The sequence below is a fragment of the Nonomuraea aurantiaca genome (genome assembly GCF_020215705.1).
Taxonomy (GTDB): Bacteria; Actinomycetota; Actinomycetes; order Streptosporangiales; family Streptosporangiaceae; genus Nonomuraea; species Nonomuraea aurantiaca.
The window spans coordinates 304,981-329,506 of the sequence record NZ_JAIWNB010000006.1 but is presented as its reverse complement, the minus strand read 5'-3'; the positions used below and the strand labels follow the sequence as shown (position 1 = coordinate 329,506).

Here is a 24,526-nt window from a genome sequence, read left to right as displayed (position 1 = left end):
CGGGCGGCTCCGGCTGTCGACGGAGGCTTCTCGGGTGGTTCGTCATGCGACCGTCCCCATCTCTGTGACGGCCCGTGGTGGCTGGAGTCCCTAAGGGGAGAGGCCCTCTGCGGGGGGTGGAGGAAGACGGTCTGTGTGGGCGGGGTCGCTTGGGTGGAGTGCTCCTGCGGAGGGAGTGGAAGCAGACGGTCCGTGGTGGCTGGGGTCCCTTGGGGGATGCCACCTCCGGGGGCGTGGAAGGCTAGCCGATGATGAGTGGGACCGCGAAGAACACGATCATCGCGATGGCGACGCAGACCAGGAACCCGACCAGTTCCCACGCCCAGTCGTAGTGTCGGTCCTTGCCGGGCCGTGTCCGGGCTCGCGGGACCGCCGGTACGTCCGGAAGGTCCTCGGGGAGGTCGTCCACGATGGGCAGGTCGTCCACGGTCGGGGGGAACGGTAGCGGGGCCGGCAGTCGGTAGACGGGCTCCCGGGCGGCGGTCTTGGGGACGAAGAAGGCGCCCGGTTCCCTGGCCTCGCCCTTGTGGACGAGGATGTCGCCGATGGCGGGTAGTTCCTCGGTGATCGGCTCGTCGTCCAGCACGTCCGCCGGAATGGACGCCGAGAGAGTGAACGGCCGTTCCGGCAAGGGCTCCTCGGCCGGCTGGGCAGGCGCGGGCTTCTCGGAAGCGGGCTGCGGCAGGCGGAACAGCCCGTCACGCACCGGCCGCGCGTCGGGGAGCGCGTGGGAGGACGGCCGCACGCCGAAGAGGGCGTCGTCGGACGGCCGCGTGCCGGAGAGCGCGTCCCCAGACCGTTGCGTGCCGAAGAGGGCGTCCCCAGGCGGCCGCGCGCCGAACAGCGCGTCCCCAAATGGCTGTGCGCCGGAGAGCAGGTCGCCGGGCAGTCGCGCGCTGGGTGATCGAGGCGTGAAGAACCGCTGCCCCTCAGGAGCCAGGCCCTCAGGAGTTAGGCCATCAGCAGCCCGGCCCTCGCGAGCCGGGCGCGCAGGAGCGGGGCCCTCCAGAGCCGGGCCGGGGCCGAACGGGTCGCGGAGTTTGGGCATCGGTGCCGTCGGTGCCTCGTGCTCCGGTACGCGGGACGGCGACGGCGGGGTCAGCAGCTCGGTCGGGAAGATTCCGGTGCTGGTCGCCGCATCCCCCACCGCCAGCGGCTGCGGCCACGTGGGCGGCCCAGGCCAGAGCGGCTTGACGAACATCGGCGCCGCCGTACGGCCGGGCGGGACCCGGAGAGCGAAGTGCGAGTGGAGAGACGCGGGCGGCGGCGGCCAGGGCAGCCGCCCCAGCACGTCGCGCAGCGGTGCCACCCCGAGCGCCCCGTAGACGTCGGCCACCGGCTTGGACACGCGCGTTTCGGTGCAGGCCAGGGCGGTGTCGAGTGCCTGCCGGTAGCGGTGCGTGGCGCTGGTGGCCAGCTCGTCCGCCGTGTCGGGCGCCACGTCGAGCACCCAGGCCAGCTCGGCGCGGTCCAGCCCGCACACCTCGCACAGCACGAGCACCTCGCGCTGGTGCGGGCGCAGCTCCCGCAGGACCCGCTCCACCAGCGCGGACGCCGGGTCGATCAGCGGGTCGACCGCCGGCGGCGCGTAGACGACGTCGCGGCGCTGGATCTCGCGGCGGGCGAACGCGAACAGCGCGGCACGGGCAGGCCGTCTCGCCGGGACACCGGCAAGAGCGGACACCGAGGTGGCGGGACCCGGGGTGGGCGCCGAGGCGGCGGCGGCCGAACCCAGGACGGATACCAGGGCGTCGGCCGCGGAACCGTGGTCTCCGAGCTGGTCAGCGCAGTACGCGAACAGCCCGGCGGCGTAGCGGTCGTAGAGCTCCGCGATCAGTTCCGCCCGGGAGGGTTGATCGGTGAGCAAGTCTGTCACGGGGCCGGATCCTCTTGCTGAAATACGGACGCTTGAGGTGGGGGGTGCGGCGTCTGAGTTTGTGGTGTTAATCATGCCAACTTACCCAGGTGCCGCGCACTATCAGAACGGCATTTCGCATGAATCTTGCAGCTACCTGAAGCGTTTCAGAGAGGGCCGAGGGGACAGAGCGCTCTGGATCACCGTAGTCTGGTCGTCCTGAGAGATCATGCGGCGGCCGTAGCAGGGGGGCTGCGGCCCCCGCCACGAACGCGAGAGGTCGCGCGTGATCACATTTGACGACGTCACCAAACGCTATCCGGACGGCACGGTCGCAGTCGATCACCTGAGCCTTGAGGCGCCGACGGGTGAGATCACCGTGTTCGTCGGCCCCTCCGGTTGCGGGAAGACGACGTCCCTTCGGATGATCAACCGGATGATCGACGCCTCAGAGGGGCGGATCCTCCTTGACGGTGAGCCTGTGCAGGGCATCGATCCGCCGACGTTGCGGCGGGGTATCGGCTATGTCATCCAGCAGGCCGGGCTCTTCCCACATCGGAAGATCGTTGACAACATCGCCACCGTCCCCTATTTGCTCGGCTGGGACCGCAAGAAGGCCCGTGACCGGGCCATGGAGCTGCTCGAACGCGTAGGGCTCGACTCGGCCATGGGCGAGCGTTACCCGTTCCAGCTGTCCGGCGGGCAGCAGCAGCGTGTCGGTGTGGCCAGGGCGCTCGCGGCGGACCCGCCGGTGCTGCTCATGGACGAGCCGTTCAGCGCGGTCGACCCGATCGTCCGCACCAGCCTGCAGGAAGAGCTGCTCAGGCTGCAGGCGGAGCTGAACAAGACCATCGTCTTCGTCACCCACGACATCGACGAGGCCATCAAGCTCGGCGACCGCGTGGCCGTCCTGCGCGTGGGCGGCAAGCTGGCGCAGCTGGCCGACCCCAAGACGTTGCTGTCGGAGCCCGCCGACGACTTCGTCCGCGAGTTCCTCGGCCATGACCGGGGCATCAGGCGCCTGCAGTTCATCTCGACGGAGGGCCTGCGCCTGCGCGACGACCTGACCGTGCCCGAAGGCTTCGAGGGTCCCACGGACGAGCCGTGGCTGCTCGTCGTCACCGGGGACCGTCGGCCGGTCGGCTGGATCTCGCGCGAGCGGCCCGCCGAGCTGGAGCCGTACGGGACGTTCGTGCTCGGCCGCGACTCGATGCGCTCGGCCCTCGACGCGGCGCTGCTGTCGCCGTCGGGCTGCGCCGTGGCCGTCGACGGGGACGGCAAGGTCGTCGGCGCCGCCACCCGGGAGGCGCTCGACGAGGCACTGTCGGAGGCGGCCGATGGCTGACGGACCTCCCTCCATGTGGGCGATGGCTGACGGACCTCCTTCCATATGGGAGTGGATCGCGCGCAACTGGGACACCGGGCGGGTCGACAGCATCAAGAACCTGCTCGGCGACCACCTGATCATGTCGCTGGTGCCGATCGTCGCCGCGCTGGTCGTGGCGCTGCCACTCGGGCTGGCCAGCGTGCGCTGGCGCTGGCTCTACCAGCCGACCACGGGCGTGTTCAACGTCATCTACGCGCTGCCGTCGCTGCCGGTCTTCATGCTGCTCATCCAGTTCACCGGCCTGTCGAAGACGACCGTCATCGTGCCGTTGACCTTCTACGCCTGCGCCGTGCTCATCCCGTCGGTCGTCGACGGGCTCGGCGCGGTGCCCGAGCACGTGCGGCAGTCGGCCGTCGCGATGGGGTTCACGCCGCTGCGCCGCCTGGTGCAGGTGGAGCTGCCGATCGCCACGCCCGTCGTGATCGCCGGGCTCCGGGTGGTCGCGGTCTCCAGCATCAGCCTCGTGAGCGTCGGGGCGCTGATCGGGCAGGGCGGCCTGGGCATGCTGTTCACCAGGGCCTACCAGAACCCGTTCGTGCCGCCGGCGCTCGTCGGCATCGTGCTGATCGTGCTGCTGGCCCTCATCGCCGACGGCCTCCTGGTGCTCGCCCAACGGCTGCTCACGCCCTGGGTCCGGGCTAGGAGGTCCGCGTGAACTGGCTGCTGGAGTTCTTCGGCAAGGCCGACAACTGGTCGGGCCCGGCGGGCATCCCCGCGCGGCTGCTCGAACACCTGGAGTTCTCGGTCATGGCGCTGGTCCTGGCCGTGCTGATCGCGATCCCGCTCGGCCTGCTCATCGGGCATACCGGCAAGGGCGGGATCGGCGTGGTGGTCACGGCAAACCTGGCCAGGGCGCTGCCGACGCTGGGGCTGCTGGTGCTGTTCGTGCTGCTGCTCGGCACCGCGTCCATCCTGCCGGTGATCATTCCGCTGGTGCTCCTGGCGATACCGCCGATCCTGGTCAACACCTTCGAGGGCATCAGGGGTGTGGACCCGGAGCTGCGTGACGCCGCCTACGGGATGGGCCTGCGGAGCGGGCAGGTGCTCGGGCGGGTGCTGGTGCCCGTGGCGCTGCCGCTGATCCTCCTGGGGCTCCGGCTGTCGGCCATCCAGGTGGTCGCCACCACCACGATCGCGGCCTACACCGGCTTGGGCGGGCTGGGGCGATTCGTCATCGACGGGTTCTCGACTCAGGATTACGCCAGCGTCGTCGGGGGTTCAGTACTGATTGTGTTGTTCGCGCTCGTCGTGCAGGTGCTGTTCACCCTCGTTCGGAGGATGACGGTCTCCCCAGGAGTGAGCCAGCGGGTCAAGGTCCGCTAATCTCTCCAATACCTGCCGCTAAGGAAGGAAATAACGATGAAACGCATGTTCGGCACCGCGGCGGTGCTGCTGACGGCATCGCTCGCGTTGGCCGCTTGTGGGGGTGGCGGCAGTGGAGGCAACCCGCTCGACACCACGAGCGCGGCGCCCAGCGGTTCGGCCTCCGCGAGTGGTGGCGGCAAGGTCATCATCGGCTCCGCCAACTTCGATGAGAACACCCTGCTGGCCTCGATCTACGCCCAGGCGCTCCAGTCCAAGGGGGTGCAGGTGGAGGAGAAGCCCAACATCGGCACCCGTGAGGTCATCTACGACCAGGTCAAGAGCGGCGGGCTGACCGTCGTGCCCGAGTACAACGGCAACCTGCTGGCCTTCGTCGACAAGGAGACCAAGGCGAAGACCACCGACGAGGTCAACGCCGGGCTCAAGGAGAAGCTCCCGCCCGAGCTGGAAGTCCTCGACTCCTCTCCCGCCGAGGACAAGGACACCCTGACGATCAGCAAGGACACGCAGGCCAAGCAGTCGCTCAACACCATGGACGATCTGGCCAAGGCGTCCAAGACCATGGTCATCGGAGCTCCGGCCGAGTTCAAGAAGCGCTGGGAGGCGGAGCTGAAGTCGGTCTACGGGATCGAGTTCAAGGACTGGAAGGCTACCGGCGCCACGACCGCCGACGCCATCAAGGACGGCACGGTCCAGGTCGGCAACGTGTTCAGCACCGACCCGAAGATCGCCGCCAACAACCTCGTCTCGCTCCAGGACACGAAGAACCTCTTCGCCGCCCAGAACGTCACGCCGCTGGTCAACAAGGCGGCCGTGAACGACACGGTCAAGACCACGCTCAACGCGATCTCGGCCAAGCTCACGACGCAGTCGCTGCTCGACATGATGCAGAAGATCGCCGTCAACAAGGACGAGCCCGCCACGGTGGCCAAGGAATGGCTGACCTCCAACGGTCTCGGCTGACCCGCCCGGCGAGAGTCCCCGCACTCCGGGGGCTCTCGTCGTGAGCGAGTTCACCGAGGCGATGGCGCAGCTCGCGGCGGGCGTGGCGGTGGTCACCGTCCGCGACGGCCGCGACGACCTGGGCACCACGGTCTCGGCGCTGATGTCGGTCTCGCTGGAGCCGCCGCTGATCCTGGTGAGCCTGGGCAGCGGCGGCTACCTCTGCGAGGTGCTGCTGCGCCAGGACCGCTGGGCGGCCTCGCTCCTGTCGGCCGGGCAGGCCGCGATCGCCAGCCGCTTCGCCTCCGCCGGCCGGCCCAGCGCCCGCCACCTGGTGGCGGGCACCGCGCACCACCGCGGCAGCCACTCGGACGCGCTCGTCGTCGAGGGCGGCGTCGCGGCCCTGGAGGCGGAGACCACCCAGGTGGTCCCCGCCGGGGATCACACGCTGTTCGTCGCGCGCGTGCTCGCGGTGCCGTACGTCACGCCCTCGCTCCAGCCGCTGGTACGGCTCCGCGCCCGCTACCGCCCCATGGGCGGCTCCTGAGGGCAGGGCCCACCGAACTTCTCAGCGGATCGTGTACCAGCTCGGAAGGGACAGCGGTCCGGCGGCCGGGAGGCCCAGCTCGGCGGAGAGCCGGGCGAGCGGTCCCCAGGCTTCCAGGCGGACACGGGCCAGCGCGGCGGCCTTGTCCTCGCTCGACTCCGGGCCCAGCAGCCGCTCCAGCGGGTTGAGCCGCGGATAGACCCGCACGGGCGCCTCCGCGCCCAGGCCCGCGCGCTTCCTGGCCATGCCGAGCGCGTCCTCGAGGCCGCCCAGCTCGTCGACCAGGCCGCAGGACCGGGCGTCGGAGCCGGTCCAGACACGGCCGCGGGCCAGTTCGTGGGCGCGCTCCCTGGTCAGGCCGCGACCCTCGGCGACCTTGCCCACGAAGTCATCGTAGATACGGTCGAGCCAGGCGTTGACCCGCTCCCATTGCTCGGGGGAGAAGGCGCGCGTCGCGGAGAACATGCCCGCGTTGGCGCCGCCGGCCACCAGCTCGGAGTTGATGCCGACCTTCTCCAGCAGCTCCCGCATCACCGGCTTGCCGGCGAAGACGCCGATGGAGCCGGTCAGCGTGCCGGGCTGGGCGACGATCACGTCGGCGGCCATCGAGACGAAGTAGCCGCCGGAGGCGGCCACGTCGCCCATCGACACGATCACCGGCTTGACCTTGCGGGCCAGCACGACCTCACGCCAGACCGTGTCCGAGGCGACGTACGAGCCGCCGGGGCTGTCCACCCGGAACACGATCGCCTTGACGTGCTCGTCGCGCCGGGCGGCCCGCAGCGCGGCGCTCACCGTGTCGGAGCCCATCGCGCCGCCGCCGCCGAGCGGGCTGCGCCCGCTGCGGCCGGACCTGATCTGCCCGTTGCCGTGGACGAGCGCGATGCCGTCGGCCGTCGGGTGCGGCAGCTTGCGTACGGCCGCGGCCTTGGCGTAGCGGGAGACGTACTGCAGGTGCGGGTCACCGCCCGCGGCCCGCTTGACCTCGTCGTACACCTCGTCGCGGTAGGCCAGCCCGTCGACCAGGCCGGCCTCCAGCGCCTCTGCGCCGATGAAGGGCCCCTGGTCGATCAGCTCGCGCACCTTGGCCGGGTCGAGCCGGCGGCCCTCGGCGATGCCCGCGCCGACCTGCTCGATGACCGACTCGACGATGCGGGTCATCGACTCGCGGTGCGGCTCGGTCATGTGGTCCTGGGTGAACATGTTGGCCGCGGTCTTGTACTCGTGCCGCTGGCCGACCTCGTAGTCGACACCCAGCTTGGCCAGCGTGCCCTTGACGAACCGCTGCTCCAGCGCCACGCCCGTCAGCCCCACGTCGCCGCTCGGCTGCAGGTAGATCCGCTCGAACGCGGTGGCCAGGTAGTAGGGCACGGTGGCGTTGCCGAACTCGCCGAACGTCTCGGCGAAGGCGACCGTCAGCTTGCCCGAGTCCCGGAACTGGGTCACCGCCTGGCGCAGCTCCTGCACCATCGCCAGGCCGAGCGGGTTGCCGCCCATCTTCACGACCAGCGCCTTGACCCGGGAGTCCTGCCTGGCCCGCTTGAGGCCCGAGAGCACATCGGCCAGCCGCGTCTTGCGCATGGACAGCACGGCGGAGAGCGGGTCCGCCGGTGGCCCTTCGGTGAGCCCTTCGGTCAGATCGAGCTCGAGTACCAGCGGGGCGGTGCGCCGCTGGCGAAACCTGTCAACGGTATCCAAGATCGCCTTGCCTGCGTCCATAAAAGCCACCCTAAGCGGCAGGAGTCGGTCATGGGTTGACCAAACTCCTGCCGAGGGCCGGACGGCAGGCTGGACGAGGGGTCAGACGGCCGGCTGGGCCGGGGGAATCGCCCTGGCGAGGTTGATCCGTTCGGTGTTCACCTCGGTGAACTCGCTGCTGTAGGAGATGTCCATACCGGTGTTCTGCAGCTTCGCCACGACCTGGGCGACGCTCAGGCCGGGAAAGGCCTGCTTCATCACCGCGAACGCGCCGGTCATGCCACCGCGAGGAGGGTGATGTCGCTGTTTCCCAAGTGACGCATCTATGCCAGAGAAACCTTTGCCACTACTTCGGCAGGACGCTCTTCGCCGCCTTCTTCAGCGCCGCATTCGTGGATTCGACGGTGAGTCGCACCTTTTCGGCGGACTTCAAGGTGGTTGTCCCATTGGTTCCGTGAGCCCAGTTCAGCCAGCCCGTCAGCAGGGCGGCGTCCAGTTTCTCCCGGTTGGTCTTTCCGGCCCTCAGCACCCGGTACGCGGTGCCCAGGGATGACGCCTTGGTCAGCTCGGGGAAGACCGTGCTGGCCTTCTGCACCAGGCTCAGGTAGCAGGTGAGCGTGGCGTCGGGCAGCTTGCCGGTGCTGCGGTGCAGCTCCACGGCCCACTTCTTGGCCGTCAGACGGGTGCCGGCCGTACCGCGCGTACACACCGTGGCGGGGGCCTTGGGGGTGACCGTCACCGTCACGGTCACGGTGAGGGTCGGCAGCGGGACCGGCGTCGGGTTCGTCTCCGACGGCTCGGGCGACGGCGTGGGGCCGCTGCTGTCTGACGGGTCGGGCTCGGGGTCGGGGTCGGCCGGGTCGGGGTCCTCGGGAGCCGGCGCCGGGGTCTGGGTGATGGGCGGCTGCGGCGCGCTGCCGGTCAGCGCGGCGAGCACGTCCAGGCGCGGCGTGGTGACCTGGGTGTTGTTGGCCTGATAGACGTACGGGCGGCCGGCCGCCTTGAGCTTGTCGATCAGCTCGGTCATCGGGGTCTGCGGCGACTGCGCCTTCAGCAGCGCCAGCGCGCCCGCCACGTGCGGGGTCGCCATCGAGGTGCCGCTGTAGACGGCCGTCTGGTTGTCGGGCACCGACGAGTCGATGTCCACGCCCGGCGCGAACAGGTCCACCCCGGCGCCCCGGTTGGAGAAGTCGGCGATCGCGTCGCTGTCGTCGTTCGCGCCCACGGCCACCGTGGAGGTGATGCAGGCGGGGAACGAGGTCCCCTCGAAGTACTCGTTACCGGCGGCGACCACGGTCGCGATGCCCTTGGCCAGCAGGGCGTCGATCTTCGGCTTGAAGACCGTGCCTTCCTCGCTGTCGTCGCAGGAGCCCTCGGACGGCTGGCCGCCCAGGCTCAGGTTCACCGCGGCGATCGGCTGCGACGACGCGGCCACGTAGTCCAGGGCCAGCCGCAGCGACGACTCGTACGCCAGCAGGCACGACGCCTCGCCGCAGACCGACTCGTCGTTGACCCGGCTGAACACCTGCACCGCGACGATCCCCGCGCCGGGCGCGACACCGCCGTTGCCCGCCGCGATGCCCGCCACGTGGGAGCCGTGCTCGCACAGGTTCTTCCCGTCGGCCAGGCACTTGGCCGTCATGGCGTCGGCCGCGCCCTTGCCGGTCTGCGTGGTCTGGCCGTTCGGGCACAGCGACTCCACGCCCGCGTCCACCGCGGAGAAGCACGCCTCGTCCACGATCCGGCCGCCGAAGTTCGGGTGGTCCTCGTCGATGCCGGTGTCCAGCACGGCCACCGCCTGGCCGGTGCCGACGAAGCCCCGGGCGTGCGCCTGGTCGGCGCCGATCTGGGTGAGGTTGCTCGCCGCCGTCGGGGGATAGGCGCGATCGCGGTGGATCGAGGTGACGCGCGCGTCCACGGCGAGCGCGGCCAGCTCCTCGGCCGTGCCCTGGACCACCATGAACGGCTGGCTCTCCGGCCGCAGCACGACGTCCACGCTGTCGGCCGCCGCCTGCCTGGCCACCGGCGCGTTCTGCGCCGGGTCGGTCAGCTCGACAATGGCGCGCACGGTGCCGCCGCTGAGCGCCAGGCCGTCTTCGAGCTTCTCCTGGGTCGCGCTCGGCGTGGGTGTGGGGGTTGACGTCGGGGCGTCGGCGAAGGCCGGAGCGGCCGGCACCAAGGCCAGCAGGATCGCGCACACGATCAAGGAGCGAAGTCGCACGATCTCGGAGTTTAGGGGGATTTATCCGGCGCGCACAGGGGTGGAGGGCCCCTCTCAGCGAACTCTCACTCACTTCCCAGCGCGTCGTGACGCAGCCACACGGCGCCCAGCGGCGGAACCCGCAGCGTGGCGGAGTGCGGCAGGCCGTGCCAGGGCTCCTCGACGGCCTGGACCTCGCCCATGTTGCCGACCCCGCTGCCCCAGTAGTCGTAGGCGTCGGTGTTGACGATCTCCGTCCACTGCCCGCCGTACGGCAGGCCGAGCCGGTAGTTCTCGTACGGCCCGCCGCTGAAGTTGGCCACGCACGCCACCGCCGACCCGTCGGCCGCATAGCGGACGAACGAGAACGTATTGCCGCGCGCGTCGTCGGCGTCGATCCAGCGGAAGCCCTCGGGCGCCGCGTCCTGCTCCCACAGGGCCGGCGTCTCGCGGTAGAGCCGGTTGAGGTCGCGCACCAGCCGTTGTACGCCCGCGTGCCCGTCGAACTCCAGCACCCACCAGTCGAGCCCGCGCTCCTCCGACCACTCCGAGCCCTGGCCGAACTCGCCGCCCATGAACAGCAGCTGCTTGCCCGGATGCGCCCACATGAACGCGAGCAGGGCCCTGAGCTGGGCGAAGCGCTGCCATTCGTCGCCCGGCATCTTGCCCAGCAGCGAGCCCTTGCCGTGCACGACCTCGTCGTGGGACAGCGGCAGCACGAAGTTCTCGGAGTAGGCGTACATGAGCGAAAAAGTCATCTGATGGTGGTGGTACTGCCGAAATATCGGCTCATGTCGGAGGTAGCTGAGCGTGTCGTGCATCCAGCCCATGTTCCACTTGAAGCCGAACCCGAGCCCGCCCAGGTGCACGGGCCGCGACACGCCCGGCCACGCCGTCGACTCCTCCGCCACGGTCGTGATGCCCGGCGCCTCCCGGTAGCAGACGGCGTTCATCTCCTTGAGGAACTCCACCGCGTCGAGGTTCTCCCTGCCGCCGTAGATGTTCGGCGTCCACTCACCCTCGCGCCGCGAGTAGTCGAGATAGAGCATCGAGGCGACCGCGTCGACCCGCAGCCCGTCGATGTGGAACTCCTTCATCCAGTACAGCGCGTTGGCGACCAGGAAGTTGCGCACCTCCCGGCGGCCGAAGTCGAAGACGTAGGTCCCCCAGTCGGGGTGCTCGCCACGGGCGGGGTCGGCGTGCTCGTACAGCGGCGTGCCGTCGAAGCGCGCCAGCGCCCAGTCGTCCATCGGGAAGTGCGCGGGCACCCAGTCGAGCAGCACCCCGATCCCGGCCTGGTGCATCCGGTCCACCACGTGGCGGAACTCGTCGGGCGTCCCGAACCGGGCCGTGGGCGCGTAGTAGGAGGTCACCTGGTAGCCCCACGACCCCCCGAACGGGTGCTCGGCCACCGGCAGCAGCTCCACATGCGTGAAGCCCATGTCCTGGACGTAGTCGACGAGCTGCTCGGCCAGCTCCAGATAGGACAGACCGGGCCGCCACGACCCCAGGTGCACCTCGTAGACGCTTCCCGGGCCCCGCTGCGCGTCCTTCCCGGCGCGCTCGGTCATCCACGCGTCGTCGTCCCAGGTGTAGGCCGACTGCTCGACCACGGAGGCGGTCTGCGGCGGCACCTCGGTCCGCCGCGCCATCGGGTCGGCCTTGTCCCGCCACACGCCGTCGGCGCCGAGGATGTGGAACTTGTACCGCTCGCCCCGCCCGAGCTCGGGGATGAACAACTCCCACACGCCGGAACGGCCCAGCGAGCGCATCGGGTAGGCGGTGCCGTCCCAGTGGTTGAAGTCGCCGACGACCCGGACGCCGCGCGCGTTCGGCGCCCAGACGGCGAACGCGGTGCCGTCGACGTCCTCGTGCCGCATCACCCGCGCGCCGAGCACCTCCCACAGCCGCTCGTGGCGTCCCTCGCCGATGAGGTGCAGGTCCACCTCGCCCAGCGTGGGCCAGTGACGGTAGGGATCACGGGCCTGGTACGGCTCCGCGCCCGCGTACTGGACGCTGAAGGAGTAGGAGGGCACCTTGTCGAGCCCCTTGACGGTGATCTCGAAGACCCCGTGGGCCGTGTGCTTGAGATCGTGGGCCGTCCCGTCGTCCAGCACCACGCGGACCCGTTCGGCCAGCGGGCGCAGCGTACGGAAGGTGACACCACCCTCGACGGGATGTGCTCCCAGCACGGAATGCGGATCGTGGTGTGCTCCGCCCGCGAGTCGGTCGAGCTCTGTCCTCATCGGCATGCTCCCACCCTGCCCTACGTCAGACCTACAACCCAGGCACTGCCCGCATTCACGTAGACAATCACCGAAAGTGGAGAATCTTGGGTTTATCGCGAGGCGATGGCGGGGGTAAATGCCCGCTTTGCGATGGGTTCTGGATGATCTGCGGGGGCGGGGTCCGCGACCGCCGCCGGTGTCAGGAGTGGTCGGTCACGGTGGCCCGCCGGTCGAGCGCCGTCCGGACCGAGGCCGCGATCCGGTCGACATCGCCGCGTTCCGCCTCGGGCAGCGGGGCGCCCACCGACGCCCTGAGCGCGCCGGCCGTGTCCAGCAGCCCGGCCGCCTCCTCGTGATCGCCGCCGAGCGCGCGGGCGCCCGCCAGGCCCTCCAGGGCGAGCGCGATCGCGCGCGGATCGCCCACCCGTCGCGCCACCGCCAGCCCTTCGCGCTGCCACTCCAGCGCGGCCACCGCGTCCCCGCGCTGTTCGGCGACGAACCCCAGCTCGGCCAGGATCAGCGCCGCCCCTGGCTCGCCGGCCACCTCACGCACCCAGCGCAACCAGCGGCGCAGCAGCCGTTCCGCCTCATCGAGCCGCCCCTGCCGCCGGGCGACCAACGCCAGCCCGACCTCGGCGAACTCCTCCAACGGCACATCCGATCGGGCGACGGCCAGCCGCCGGGCCCGCTCGTGCAGCTCCCGCGCGCCGTCGAGGTCCCCGGTCAGCAGCGCCACCCGGCCCAGCCTGGACAGCGCGCCGGACACCTCGCTCCACAGCCCGAGCTCCTCGGCGCCGCGCAGCCCGTCGCGCCGCAGGTCGGCGGCCTGCGCGTAGTCGCCGGTGATCTCGGCCAGCGTGCCGAGGTTCTCGGCCGCCCGCATCTCGCCCCACCGGTCGCCCACCTCGCGGAACAGCTCCAGGCCCCGCTCCCCGTCCTGCCGCAGCGCCGCCAGATCGCCGCGCAGCAGCGCCCGCCTGGCCCGCAGGCTCAGCGCCGCCGCCGTGCCCCACCGGTCGTCCAAGGCGCGGAAGGACTCCAACGCGCTGTCCAGGAACGCGTCGGTGACCACCGGGTCGTCGAAGCCGTACAGCGTGAAGGCCATGAACCACTGCGCCCTGGCCCGGCGCCCCGGATCCGCGATCCCGGCGGGCAGCCGCTCCACGCCGGGGGGCCGGCCCTGCCCGGACAGCATCCGCAGCCCGGCCAGCCAGACACGGGCCTGCGCGTCGTCGGCGACGGCCAGCACCGCCTCCAGGGTCCGCTGTCCCTCGCCGAGCCTGCCGCGCAGCACCCAGTACCAGGCCAGCGCGTTCACCAGCCGGACCGCCTCGTCCGTGGCGCCGAGCCGGAGCGAGGTCTCGATCGCGGCGCGCAGGTTGGCCGCGTCGGCGTCGAGGAGCGCGAGCCACTGCCGCTGCTCGGGTCCGCGCAGGCCAGGCTCGGCGCGTTCGGCGAGGTCGGCGTGGTGGCGGGCGTGCCTCAGCCGGGCCGCCTCCGTCTCACCCGCCTCGGACAGCCGTTCCAGGCTGTACGCGGCCACCGACTCCAGCAGCCGGTACCTGCCGCCGGGAGCCCGTACCACCAGCGACCTGTCCACCAGCCTGGCCAGCAGGTCGAGCACGTCCAGGCCCGGTTCGGCGCAGATCGCCTCGGCGGCCTCGAGCGTGCAGCCGTCGGCGTGCACGGCCAGGCGCCGCAGCACGACCCGCTCGCCGCCGGTCAGCAGCTCCCAGCTCCAGTCGATCATCGCCCGCAGCGTCCGCTGCCGTGCGGGAGCGCCCCGATGCCCCGTGGCGAGCACCCGGAACCGGTCGTCGAGCCGGGCGGCCAGCCGGCGCGGAGTGAGCGCCCGCAGCCGGGTGGCGGCCAGCTCCAGCGCCAGCGGGATCCCGTCGAGCCGCGCGCAGATCTCGGCCACGCCGTCGTCGCCCGGCCCGATGCCCGCCCGGGCGGCGAGCAGCCGCGCGGCGGCCTCCGGCCCGAGCGGCGGCACGCTCCACAGGACCTCGCCGGGGACGCGCAGCGACTCCTGGCTGGTCGCCAGCACGCGCAGCTCGGGGGCGGCCCGCAGCAGCCGCTCGGCCAGCTCGGCGACCTGGTCGACCACGTGCTCGCAGTTGTCGAGGACGAGCAGCGTCGCCCTGGTACGCAGCGCGGCGGCGAGCCGGTCGACCACGGATCCGGGCAGATCATCCCTGACCCCGAGCACCGTCGCCACCACCTCGGCCACCACGCCCTCAGCGGAGGGTGCGGCCGAAGCCAGCTCGACCAGCCACACCCCGCCGGGGAACGGCCGGCCGGGCTCGGCCGCCGCCTCCAGGGCCAGCCGGGTCTTGCCGACCCCGCCCGGCCCGGTCAGCGTGACGAGCCGCCCGGTTCGCAGCAGCGACCGCACCTCGGCCACCTCGGCGTCCCGGCCGATCAGCTCGGTCAGCGGCACGGGCAGATTCGTCGCGGGCGGATGGGGGTGCGGCGGGTCCGCGGGTGGTGCGGGCGGATGGGGGTGCGGCGGGTCCGCAGGTGATGCGGGCGGACGGGAGGGCGTCCGGTCTACGAGGGGTGCGGGTGGGTCGAGGGACGGGTCCTGGCGGAGGATCGCCGCGTGCAGCGCCGTCAGTTCGGGCGCCGGGTCGATGCCCAGCTCCTCCGCCAGCAGCCCGCGCAGCCGTCCATAACCGGCCAGCGCCTCGCTCTGCCGCCCCGCCCGGTACAGGGCCCGCAGGTGCGCGGCCCGCAGCCGCTCACGCAGCGGGTGCGCGTCCACCAGCTCGGCCAGCTCGGCCGCCAGCGCCCCGTGGTCGCCCAGCTCCAGCCGCGTCTCGGCCAGTTCCTCCAGCGCGACCAGCCGCTGCTCCTCCAGCCGGGCCACGGCCGCCCTGGCGAAGTCGCCGAACTCGGCGTAGGGAGCCCCCCGCCACAGGCCGAGCGCCTCGGTCAGCAGCGCCTGGCGTACCCGCGCGTCGTCGCTCTGCCCGGCACGGGCGAGCAGGGACTCGAACAGGCCCGCGTCCACCTCCTCGGCGTCCACCGCGAGCAGGTACCCCGGCGGCCGGAAGACCACCAGCGAGCGGTCACCGAGCGCCCGGCGCAGCTGGGAGACCTTGACCCGGAGCGCGGCCGGCGCGTCACCGGGCGGACGGTCGCCCCACAGGTCCTCGATGAGCCGGTCGGTCGAGACCGGTCGGCCCCGGTGCGCCAGCAGGTCGGCGAGCAACGCGCGGACCTTGGCCTCGGGCACCTGGACCGGCTGCCCGTCCGGCGTCCACACCGAGAGGGGGCCCAGCACCCCGAATCTCATCAGCCCCCCATAACAAACTCCGAACCCGACCATAACCCCTGGCCAGCAAAGTGGAAGCCGTCAACGGAAAGGACTGCTCAGCATGCGTATCTCTATCCTCGGCCTGGGCCTCATGGGCCAGGCCCTGGCCCGGACCCTCGTCGGGGCCGGTCATAGCGTCACCGTGTGGAACCGTACAGAAGGCAAGGCAGACGGCCTGGGCGCCACAGCCGTGGCGACCGCGGCGGAGGCGGTCGAGGCCAGCCCGCTGGTGATCGTCTGCGTGCTCGACTACGCGGCCGTCCGGGAGCTCCTCGGCTCGGTACGGCTGGACGACCGGGTCCTGCTGAACCTCACCAACGGCAGGCCCGCGGAGGCCCGCGACATGGCGGACCGGGTGGCCGAGCGTGGCGGCGACTACCTGGACGGCGGCATCATGGCCGTGCCCCAGATGATCGGCACGCCCGGCGCGCTGATCCTCTACAGCGGCTCGCCGGCCGCCTTCGAGCGCTACGAGGAGGCGTTGAGCGCGCTGGCCAGGCCCCGCTACCTGGGGGCGGACGCGGGGCTCGCCCCGCTGTACGACCTGGCCATGCTCACCGGCATGTACGGCCAGATCGCCGGATTCCTGGAGGCGGCGGCGCTGATCGCCTCGGAGAAGCGGCCGGTGGCGGAGTTCACCACGGAGCTGCTGGTGCCGTGGCTGAACGCGATGGCCGGGCAGCAGCCCCGGATGGCGGCGGACATCGAGGCGGGCGCCTACGTGACCGACGTCTCCAACCTGGAGATCAACCAGGTGGGCATGGTCAACCTGATCCGCGCCTTCGAGGAGCAGGGGGTGAAGCCGGACCTGCTGCTGCCCATGAGGGAAATCCTCGACCGGCGGGTGGCGGCCGGCCACGGCGCCGAGGGACTGTCGAGCCTGATCGAAGAGCTGCGTTAGCGAGAGGTCAGCGGCGGAAGGCGGCCAGCGGGATGCGGATCCAAGAAGGGCGGTTGCGGGCCTCGTAGACCACCTCGTACACCGCCTTCGACAGCTCGAACGCGCGCAACAGGGCCGCGTCCGCCGGGGTGATCACCCCGCCGCCCTCGGTGTAGCCCTCCAGGAAGGCGGCTCTGTTGCGGTCGGCCCACTCGGCGGCCCGCGCCTCCAGCGACTCGGGCTGCGAGTGGTCGGCCAGCAGGTGCCTGGCCGCGTAGTCGAACGAGCGGAGCATCCCGGCCACGTCGCGCAGCGGTGACGACAGGGCGCGGCGTTCGGCCAGGGGCTGACCCGGCTCGCCCTCGAAGTCGAGCACCACCCAGCCGGTCGCGATGCGCATCACCTGGCCCAGGTGGTAGTCGCCGTGCACCCGTTGCACGGGCACCTCGACGGTCAGGTCCTCCACCGCGTGGTAGGCGGTCTCCAGCGCGTTGACGTGCTCGCGCAGCTCCGGCACCTCGGACACGGCCCGGCCCAGCCGCCGCCGGAAGCCCTCGGCCATCCGCTTGACCTCGTGCACCTCGACCAGGTCCGTGGGGAAGGCGGTGGCCAGCTCGTGATGGACGTGCGCGGTGGCCACACCGAGCCGGTGCGCCTCGGCGGCGAAGTCGCCTCCGACCTCGCCGGCCGACAGCTCGGGCATCGAGCCGTACAGGTCTCGCACGCTGGCCAGGGCCAGGTCCCAGCCGTCGTTGGCGGTGGAGAGGTATTCCTGCATGATGGCCAGCGTCGTGGCGGTGCCGTCGAGATCGGTCTCGATCCAGCCGTACGGCTTGGCGATGTGCGCGGACTCGAGGGCGTCCAGCGCGGTGACGATCTCCAGCTCCGGGTTCACGCCGGGGATCAGGCGGCGGAAGAACTTGCAGATGTAGGCATCCCCGTACACCAGGGAGGTGTTGGACTGCTCGGCGCCGAGCACCAGGCTGCGCGGTGAGGTGTCGATGGTGACGCCGGGCAGGTGGCGGAAGCGCACGGTGTCCCAGCCGCAGCCCTCGGCCATGCACTCCAGGACCCAGTGGGTCAGGGCTTGGTCGTGGACGGCGTCGTAGACGTACCACTCGGGGTGGTCGGGGCCGCCTTCGAAGGCGTAGGGGCCGTGGATGCCGATCAGCGCGTGTTTCAGCCGGTCGGGCAGCTCGGTCCGCATGCCGAGCAGGATCTGGTAGCGGTCTCTCGATGCTCCCTGCCACACGGACACGATCAGGTGGCGGAGGCCGGGGTCGTCGGCGTCGATCACGACGTCCGACTCGATCGACAAGGAGTCGATCGCGCGCCCCTTGCCGCCGAACCATCGTTGGCGACTGATCCATGCGGCAAGGAGCTCGTCAAGCACGTCTTACTCCTCCTGGGTGATGGCCGGTGGGAGTGTGAACCAATAGAACCCATGCCCGGGAAGCGTCAAAAGATACGGAAGTTCGCCAATTGCCGGGAATGGAACTCCACCCATCGTCTCGACAGGTGAGACGCCGACGAATCTGCGCAGGTCAAGCTCGACCGGCTGCGGGAAGCGCGAGAGATTGTTGACGCAGAGCATCCGGTCGTCGCCCAGCTCGCGGACGAACGCCAGCACGCTCGGGTTGGAGGAGTTGAGCTCGGTGAACTCACCCAGGCCGAACACCGGGTGCCGCTTGCGGATCTCGATCATGCGCTTGGTCCAGTGGAGCAGCGAGCCGCCGTTCTTCTGGTGCGCCTCGACGTTGAGCCCCTGATAGCCGTAGATCGGGTCCATGATGACCGGCAGGTAGAGCCGCCCCGGGTCGCAGTCGGAGAACCCGGCGTTGCGGTCGGGGTCCCACTGCATGGGCGTGCGTACGCCGTCGCGGTCGCCGAGCCAGATGTTGTCGCCCATGCCGATCTCGTCGCCGTAGTAGAGCACCGGCGAGCCGGGCAGCGACAGGAGCAGCGCGGTGAACAGCTCGATCTGGTTGCGGTCGTTCTCCAGCAGGGGTGCCAGGCGCCGCCGGATGCCGACGTTGGCCCGCATGCGCGGGTCCTTGGCGTACTCGGTGTACATGTAGTCGCGTTCCTCGTCCGTAACCATCTCGAGCGTCAGCTCATCGTGGTTGCGGAGGAAGATCCCCCACTGGCAATGTTCCGGAATCTTCGGGGTTTGGGCCAAGATTTCGGAGATGGGGTAGCGCGACTCCCTGCGTACGGCCATGAAGATGCGCGGCATCAGCGGGAAGTGGAACGCCATGTGGCACTCGTCGCCCCCGCCCACCGGGTCGCCGAAGTACTCGACCACGTCGGAGGGCCACTGGTTGGCCTCGGCGAGCAGCACCCGGTCGTTGTAGAGCCGGTCTACCTCCTTGCGGATCCGCTTGAGGTAGTCGTGCGTGCGCGGCAGGTTCTCGCAGTTGGTGCCCTCCTCCTCGAAGAGGTACGGCACGGCGTCGAGGCGGAACCCGTCGATGCCCAGGTCGAGCCAGAAGCGGAGCACCTCCAGCATCGCGTCCTGCACGGCCGGGTTCTCGTAGTTGAGGTCCGGCTGGTGGTGGAAGAAGCGATGCCAGTAGTACTGGCCGCGGACCTGGTCGTAGGTCCAGTTGGACGTCTCGGTGTCGATGAAGATGATCCGGGCGTTGGGATAGGCGCTGTCGTTGTCCGACCAGACGTAGAAGTCGCCGAACGGCCCCTCCGGGTCGTGGCGCGCGGCCTGGAACCAGGGGTGGGCGTCGCTCGTGTGGTTCATCACCAGGTCGGCGATGACCCGCATGCCGCGTTTGTGGGCCTCGTCGACGAGCTTCACGAAGTCTCCGAGATCGCCGAACTCCGGCAGGATCTTCATGAAGTCGGCGATGTCGTAGCCGCCGTCGCGCAGCGGTGACTCGTACAGCGGCAACAGCCACAGGCAGTCCACGCCGAGCCACTGGAGATAGTCGAGCTTGCTGATCAGGCCCTTGATGTCACCGGTGCCGTCGCCGTTGGAATCGGCGAAGCCCCTGATCAGGACCTCGTAGAAGACCGCGCGCTTGTACCAGTAGGGGTCGCGCGGCTTCTCCTCGTCGAAGGGGTTGGGAATGGGTGTGATGCTCATGAGCACTCCCTTGGGCTCATGAAGGAGGCGCTTTCACACACGTCGAAGACTCCCCGCTGAATTCTGTTCTACCGTGGCGCGGCTCGTACGGTGAAGATGTGGGCTGGCTGGATGTGGGGGTCGAGGCGAACGTAGTTGTTCTGCCGCCAACGATACGACTCGCCCGACAGCTCGTCGTCCACGACGAACTCGGCATTCCAGTCGAGACCGAGGGCCGGCATGTCCAGCTCGACCGCCGCCTCGTGGGTGTGGTGTGGGTCGAGATTGACAACCGCCAGGACGACATCGCCCAGCCCGTGCCGTCGTGTGGCGGGGTCATAGGCGCCCGGCAGGCGCTTGGAGAAGCACACCATGTCCGGTTGGTCGACCCGGTGGAACCGTAGATTACGCAACTCCTGCAGCGCCGGATGTGCTCTTCGGAACAAATTCAGGTGAGTGATGAACGGCGCCAGGCTCCAGCCTGCCCGCTCGGCCTCCACCCAGTCGCGAGGTTTGTACTGATATTTCTCACTATCGAGATATTCCTCACTACCCGGGCGGACAGGGACATTCTCCCCAAGCTCGTACCCGGAATAGACGCCCCAGGTGGGTGAGGCGAGCGCGGCCAGCACGGCGCGGATCCGGAAAGCAGGATTTCCGCCGTGCTGCAGGTATTCGTGAAGAATATCCGGTGTGTTAACGAACACATTGGGCCGCAGGAAGTACGACGTCTCACCGGCCAGCTCGGAGAGGTAGGTCTCCACGTCGTACTTGGAGTTCTTCCACGTGAAGTACGTGTAGGACTGGTGGAAGCCCACCTTGGCCAGCGTCTGCAGCATCGCCGGCCGGGTGAACGCCTCGGCCAGGAAGATCACGTCCGGGTCGGTCGCGTGGATGTCGGCCAGCAGCCGCTCCCAGAACCCCACCGGCTTGGTGTGCGGGTTGTCCACCCGGAAGATCCGTACGCCGTGGTCCATCCAGTGCCGCAGGACCCGTCTCACCTCGGTGTAGATGCCCTCGGGGTCCTTGTCGAAGTTGACCGGGTAGATGTCCTGGTATTTCTTCGGCGGGTTCTCGGCGTAGGCGATCGTGCCGTCCGCCCTGATCGTGAACCACTCCGGGTGCTCCTTGACCCACGGATGGTCGGGGGAGCACTGCAGCGCGAAGTCGAGCGCGACCTCCATGCCCAGCTCGCGGGTGCGGGCGGTGAACTCGGCGAAGTCCTCGATCGTCCCCAGGTCGGGGTGAATCGCGTCGTGGCCGCCGTCGTCGGAGCCGATCGCCCAGGGCGATCCCGGCTCGTCGGGCTCGGGGCTCAAGGTGTTGTTGCGCCCCTTGCGGAACGTGTGGCCGATCGGATGGATCGGCGGCAGGTAGACGACGTCGAAGCCCATCTTGGCGATCGCGGGCAGACGCTTGGCCGCAGTCTGGAAATTTCCGGACTTGGAGACGCCGGACTCGTTGACGACCGCGCCCTCGGACCTGGGGAAGAACTCGTACCACGAGCCGTACAGGGCCCGGCGCCGGTCCACCCTGATCGTCCGCGGCCGCGCCCTGGTCACCAGGGCGCGCAGCGGATGCGCCTCCAGCAGCGCCGCCGTCTCCGGCAGCTGCGCGATGGACAGCCGGGCCCGGGGGTCGAGCTGCTCGTCGCGGAGCGTGGCGGCGACGGCCAGCAGCGCGGCGCGGTGGCCGCACGTGCTGTCGCCGTTGCCGTTGCCGTTGGTGGACGGTTTGGTGGATGGCTTGGTGGCTGGCTTCGTGGCCGACGACGTGGTCGTCCGGCCGGTCCTGGTGTGGGCCGCGGGATGCCCGTTCCCGTTCCCGTTGCCGGGGCAGTCCGCCTGCCGTACGGCCTTGGCGGCGCGCTCGAACAGCCGGGCGCCCTCCTCGCACATGAGGTCGGTGTCCATGCCACGCGGGATCTTGATCTCCGCGTCGTGCAGCCAGGTAGCGATGGGGTCGCTCCACGCCTCCACCCTGAACAGCCAGTCACCCTCGGCCGGCAGAGACACGTCGAGGCCCCACCTGTCGGTGCCCGGCGCGAGCTCGCGCATCGGTCTCAGGCGGCCTCGCTGCCCATCGGGCGCGGTGAGCACAACGCCCGCGGCCACGGCGTCGTGGCCTTCTCTGAACACGGTCGCCGAGACCTGAAAGGTCTCGCCGGCGACCGCCTTGGCGGGCCACTGCCCGCAGTCGACGACGGGGGAGATGTCCGTGATGGGAATTCGTCCGATCATCGCATTTCAAGGTTGCGACGGCACGCTCGGTACCGCCGGAGGCTTCCGTGGTAGGAACGATCCTTGCATGTAAATTGTGGGCAGCAGTGGAGGACCTCCCGAGTGTCCCCAGGAGAGCCAACATTGGTGGAAGTTGCCCCAATATTCCCTCTTCATGCTTCTTCTCGGAAGGGGTTTGAACGGCCTTGCTGAAGGTGAGGGACTGAGAGGTCCCTCCTAGCCCATAGGGTTCGAAAACGTGAGAGCAATCCGCCGGTTCACCGTCCGCACTGTCCTGCCCGCGGAGTTGGCCGCCCTCGGCGAGCTCGTGCACAACTTGCGCTGGTCATGGCATCCGGAGACGACCGACCTCTTCGCCGAGGTCGATCCCCGTCTCTGGGAGCAGGTAGGGCACGACCCCGTCGCCCTCCTGGGCGCCGTCGACCACGCCAGGCTGGCCGAGCTGGCCGCCGATCGCCGATTCCTGCGCCGTCTCGCCGATGCCGCCGACGACCTGCGCGAATACATCACCGCGCCGCGTTGGTACCAGACGCTGCCCGACGCGGCGCGCGCCATCGCCTACTTCTCCCCCGAGTACGGCATAGCCGCCGCACTCCCTCAATACTCCGGCGGCCTGGGCATCCTGGCCGGCGACCACCTCAAGACCGCCAGCGACCTCGGGGTGCCGATCCTCGCGGTCGGCCTGCTCTACCGCCACGGCTACTTCACTCAGTCGCTCTCGCCAGAGGGCTGGCAGCTGGAGCACTACCCGTCACTCGACGCGGGCGGCCTGCCGCTGACCCTCCTGAAGGAGGAGGACGGCACGGCCGTCAAGATCCGCATCTCGCTGCCCGGTGAGCGGGTGATGCACGCGCAGATCTGGGTGGCGCAGGTGGGCCGGGTGCCGCTGCTGCTGCTCGACTCCGACGTGGCCGACAACGACGCCGCGGCCCGCGACGTCACCGACCGCCTCTACGGCGGCGGCACCGACCACCGGCTGCTGCAGGAGCTGCTCCTGGGCGTCGGCGGCGTGCGGGCGATCCGCGCCTACTGCCGCATCACCGGGCACGCCGAGCCCGAGGTGTTCCACACCAACGAGGGCCACGCCGGCTTCCTCGGCCTCGAACGCATCCGCGAGCTGACCGAGTCCCGCCTCTCCTTCGACGAGGCGCTGGAGGCCGTGCGCGCCGGCACGGTCTTCACCACGCACACGCCGGTGCCCGCGGGCATCGACAGGTTCCCCGTCGACATGATCGAGCGCCAGTTCGGCGGCGACAACGCCTGGCCGACCGTGCCCGTCGAGCGCATCCTCGCGCTCGGCGCCGAGGACCAGCCCGGCCGGTTCAACATGGCCATCATGGGCATGCGGCTGGCCCAGCGCGTCAACGGCGTCTCCGTGCTGCACGGCGCGGTCAGCCGCGAGATGTTCAAGAGCCTGTGGCCGGGCTTCGACGTCGACGAGGTGCCGATCGGCTCGATCACCAACGGCGTCCACGCGCCCACCTGGGTCGGCCGCGAGCTCATGGAGCTGGCCGGCCGCGAGCTGCCCTCGCTGATCGAGCGGGCGCGCGGCTGGGAGGGCGTCCAGAAGGTCCCCGACGCGGACCTCTGGGACATCAGGGGCACGCTCCGGCGGCGGCTCGTCGAGGGGGCCAGGGTCAGGCTGCGCAAGGCGTGGCGCGACCGCGGCGCCTCCGACGCCGAGCTCGGCTGGATCGACGACGTGCTCGACCCCGACGTGCTGACGATCGGGTTCGCCCGCCGCGTGCCGTCGTACAAGCGGCTCACGCTCATGCTGCGCGACGCCAAGCGCCTGTCGGGCCTGCTGCTCGACGCCGACAAGCCGATCCAGATCGTGATCGCGGGCAAGGCCCACCCCGCCGACGAGGGCGGCAAGAAGCTGATCCAGCAGATCGTCAAGTTCGCCGACCGGCCCGACGTGCGGCACCGCATCGTGTTCCTGCCCGACTACGACATGGCGCTCGGCCAGCTGCTCGTCCAGGGCTGCGACGTGTGGCTGAACAACCCGCTCCGCCCGCTGGAGGCGTCCGGCACCTCGGGCATGAAGTCGGCGCTGAACGGCGGCCTCAACCTGTCGATCCGCGACGGCTGGTGGGACGAGTGGTACGACGGCACCAACGGCTGGGCCATCCCCACGGCCGACGGGGTGACCGATCCCGACCGGCGCGACGAGCTGGAGGCCGCCGCCCTCTACGACCTGATCGAGAACGAGGTGGCCGACCGCTTCTACGACCGGGCTGGTGACGGATTGCCGCGCCGCTGGCTGGAGATGGTCAAGCACACGCTCACCTCGCTCGGTCCCAAGGTGCTCGCGGGCCGAATGCTCCGCGACTACGTGGTCGGCCTCTACCTGCCCGCCGCCCAGGCCGCCCGCGCGCTGGAGGCCGACTCCTCCGCCGGGGCCAAGGCGTTCGCGGCCTGGCGCGTACGCGTCACGCGGGCCTGGCCGGGCGTCCGGGTCGAGCACGTGGAGGCGTCGGGCGTCGGAGACGCGCCTGAGGTCGGCGCGGCGCTCGAACTGCGCGCCACGGTCGCGCTCGGCGACCTGGAGCCGGGAGACCTCCTGGTCGAGGCCGCCTATGGCCGGGTCGGGCCGCACGACGAGCTGATCCACCCCGCTTACATGGAGCTGCGGACCGAGGGCGTCGACGACGACGGCCGGGCCCACTACGTGGGCGTGGTGCCGCTGGACCACACCGGCGCGTTCGGCTACACGGTCCGCGTGGTCCCGCACCACCCGCTGGCCGCCTCCCGCGCCGAGCTCGGCCTCATCGCCGTTCCCGAGGAGCCCGCGGGCATGACGAACGGCGTGCTCCGGTGAACGGACT

At 70.4% G+C, this 24,526-nt stretch carries 16 protein-coding genes; 7 read left to right on the top strand and 9 right to left on the bottom strand.

Annotated features, from left to right (window positions below):
• Positions 1-241: 241 nt before the first annotated feature.
• A complete protein-coding gene (locus LDL49_RS17665; protein ID WP_225292155.1) occupies positions 242-1,876 on the bottom strand; it encodes an RNA polymerase sigma factor in 1,635 nt (544 codons plus the stop codon).
• A 265-nt stretch (positions 1,877-2,141) separates the two neighbouring features.
• Here LDL49_RS17665 and LDL49_RS17660 point away from each other — a divergent pair, with 265 nt between their 5' ends.
• From LDL49_RS17660 to LDL49_RS17640, 5 genes are read left to right on the top strand one after another with little or no spacing between them, the layout of a single operon-like run.
• Positions 2,142-3,200 carry an ABC transporter ATP-binding protein gene (locus tag LDL49_RS17660; protein ID WP_225292154.1) on the top strand — a complete coding sequence of 353 codons (1,059 nt, stop codon included), beginning with the start codon at positions 2,142-2,144 and terminating at the stop codon, positions 3,198-3,200.
• A 22-nt stretch (positions 3,201-3,222) separates the two neighbouring features.
• Positions 3,223-3,897, top strand: a complete 675-nt coding sequence (locus LDL49_RS17655) for an ABC transporter permease (protein ID WP_225292153.1) — start codon at positions 3,223-3,225, stop codon at positions 3,895-3,897.
• Positions 3,894-4,565: an ABC transporter permease gene (locus tag LDL49_RS17650; protein WP_225292152.1), complete on the top strand. Its 672-nt coding sequence runs from the start codon at positions 3,894-3,896 to the stop codon at positions 4,563-4,565. The genes LDL49_RS17655 and LDL49_RS17650 overlap by 4 nt, the downstream gene beginning before the upstream one ends.
• Positions 4,566-4,601: 36 nt before the next feature.
• Positions 4,602-5,528 (top strand): ABC transporter substrate-binding protein, encoded by a 927-nt coding sequence (locus LDL49_RS17645; protein ID WP_225292151.1) that lies wholly within the window; start codon positions 4,602-4,604, stop codon positions 5,526-5,528.
• Between the two features lie 40 nt (positions 5,529-5,568).
• On the top strand, positions 5,569-6,054 hold the full coding sequence (locus LDL49_RS17640; RefSeq protein WP_225292150.1) for a flavin reductase family protein: 486 nt from the start codon (positions 5,569-5,571) through the stop codon (positions 6,052-6,054).
• A gap of 21 nt (positions 6,055-6,075) precedes the next feature.
• Here LDL49_RS17640 and sppA read toward each other — a convergent pair whose 3' ends face one another.
• The 5 genes from sppA to LDL49_RS17615 all read right to left on the bottom strand — a co-directional run bounded on the left by sppA (position 6,076) and on the right by LDL49_RS17615 (position 15,481).
• A complete protein-coding gene (sppA, locus tag LDL49_RS17635; RefSeq protein ID WP_225292149.1) occupies positions 6,076-7,773 on the bottom strand; it encodes a signal peptide peptidase SppA in 1,698 nt (565 codons plus the stop codon).
• 81 nt (positions 7,774-7,854) lie between these two features.
• Positions 7,855-8,031 carry a hypothetical protein gene (locus tag LDL49_RS17630; protein WP_225292148.1) on the bottom strand — a complete coding sequence of 59 codons (177 nt, stop codon included), beginning with the start codon at positions 8,029-8,031 and terminating at the stop codon, positions 7,855-7,857.
• A gap of 67 nt (positions 8,032-8,098) precedes the next feature.
• Entirely contained in the window at positions 8,099-9,973 is a 1,875-nt protein-coding gene (locus LDL49_RS17625; protein ID WP_225292147.1) for a S8 family peptidase, read from the bottom strand.
• Positions 9,974-10,038: 65 nt separating this feature from the next.
• On the bottom strand, positions 10,039-12,198 hold the full coding sequence (gene glgB / locus LDL49_RS17620; protein WP_225292254.1) for a 1,4-alpha-glucan branching protein GlgB: 2,160 nt from the start codon (positions 12,196-12,198) through the stop codon (positions 10,039-10,041).
• Positions 12,199-12,379: 181 nt separating this feature from the next.
• On the bottom strand, positions 12,380-15,481 hold the full coding sequence (locus tag LDL49_RS17615; RefSeq protein WP_225292146.1) for an ATP-binding protein: 3,102 nt from the start codon (positions 15,479-15,481) through the stop codon (positions 12,380-12,382).
• Between the two features lie 82 nt (positions 15,482-15,563).
• Here LDL49_RS17615 and LDL49_RS17610 point away from each other — a divergent pair, with 82 nt between their 5' ends.
• Positions 15,564-16,403: an NAD(P)-dependent oxidoreductase gene (locus tag LDL49_RS17610; RefSeq protein WP_225292145.1), complete on the top strand. Its 840-nt coding sequence runs from the start codon at positions 15,564-15,566 to the stop codon at positions 16,401-16,403.
• A 7-nt stretch (positions 16,404-16,410) separates the two neighbouring features.
• On the opposite strand, the gene LDL49_RS17605 is transcribed toward LDL49_RS17610, so the two are convergent.
• From LDL49_RS17605 to LDL49_RS17595, 3 genes are all read right to left on the bottom strand, one after another.
• Complete coding sequence (locus tag LDL49_RS17605; protein WP_225292144.1) at positions 16,411-17,775, bottom strand: maltokinase N-terminal cap-like domain-containing protein; 1,365 nt, start codon at positions 17,773-17,775, stop codon at positions 16,411-16,413.
• A 3-nt stretch (positions 17,776-17,778) separates the two neighbouring features.
• A complete protein-coding gene (gene treS, locus LDL49_RS17600; protein WP_225292143.1) occupies positions 17,779-19,479 on the bottom strand; it encodes a maltose alpha-D-glucosyltransferase in 1,701 nt (566 codons plus the stop codon).
• A 68-nt stretch (positions 19,480-19,547) separates the two neighbouring features.
• Positions 19,548-21,698 (bottom strand): alpha-1,4-glucan--maltose-1-phosphate maltosyltransferase, encoded by a 2,151-nt coding sequence (locus LDL49_RS17595; protein WP_225292142.1) that lies wholly within the window; start codon positions 21,696-21,698, stop codon positions 19,548-19,550.
• A gap of 238 nt (positions 21,699-21,936) precedes the next feature.
• On the opposite strand from LDL49_RS17595, the gene glgP reads away from it, so the two are divergent.
• Entirely contained in the window at positions 21,937-24,519 is a 2,583-nt protein-coding gene (gene glgP, locus LDL49_RS17590) for an alpha-glucan family phosphorylase (RefSeq protein WP_225292141.1), read from the top strand.
• Positions 24,520-24,526: the final 7 nt, after the last annotated feature.

Coding starts and splice junctions, on each gene's coding strand:
- LDL49_RS17655 (WP_225292153.1), top strand. CDS start 3,223: ATGGCTGACGGACCTCCTTCCATATGGGAGTGGATCGCGCGCAACTGG.
- LDL49_RS17645 (WP_225292151.1), top strand. CDS start 4,602: ATGAAACGCATGTTCGGCACCGCGGCGGTGCTGCTGACGGCATCGCTC.
- sppA (WP_225292149.1), bottom strand. CDS start 7,773: ATGGACGCAGGCAAGGCGATCTTGGATACCGTTGACAGGTTTCGCCAG.
- LDL49_RS17630 (WP_225292148.1), bottom strand. CDS start 8,031: ATGACCGGCGCGTTCGCGGTGATGAAGCAGGCCTTTCCCGGCCTGAGC.
- glgB (WP_225292254.1), bottom strand. CDS start 12,198: ATGAGGACAGAGCTCGACCGACTCGCGGGCGGAGCACACCACGATCCG.
- LDL49_RS17615 (WP_225292146.1), bottom strand. CDS start 15,481: ATGAGATTCGGGGTGCTGGGCCCCCTCTCGGTGTGGACGCCGGACGGG.
- LDL49_RS17610 (WP_225292145.1), top strand. CDS start 15,564: ATGCGTATCTCTATCCTCGGCCTGGGCCTCATGGGCCAGGCCCTGGCC.
- treS (WP_225292143.1), bottom strand. CDS start 19,479: ATGAGCATCACACCCATTCCCAACCCCTTCGACGAGGAGAAGCCGCGC.
- LDL49_RS17595 (WP_225292142.1), bottom strand. CDS start 21,698: ATGATCGGACGAATTCCCATCACGGACATCTCCCCCGTCGTCGACTGC.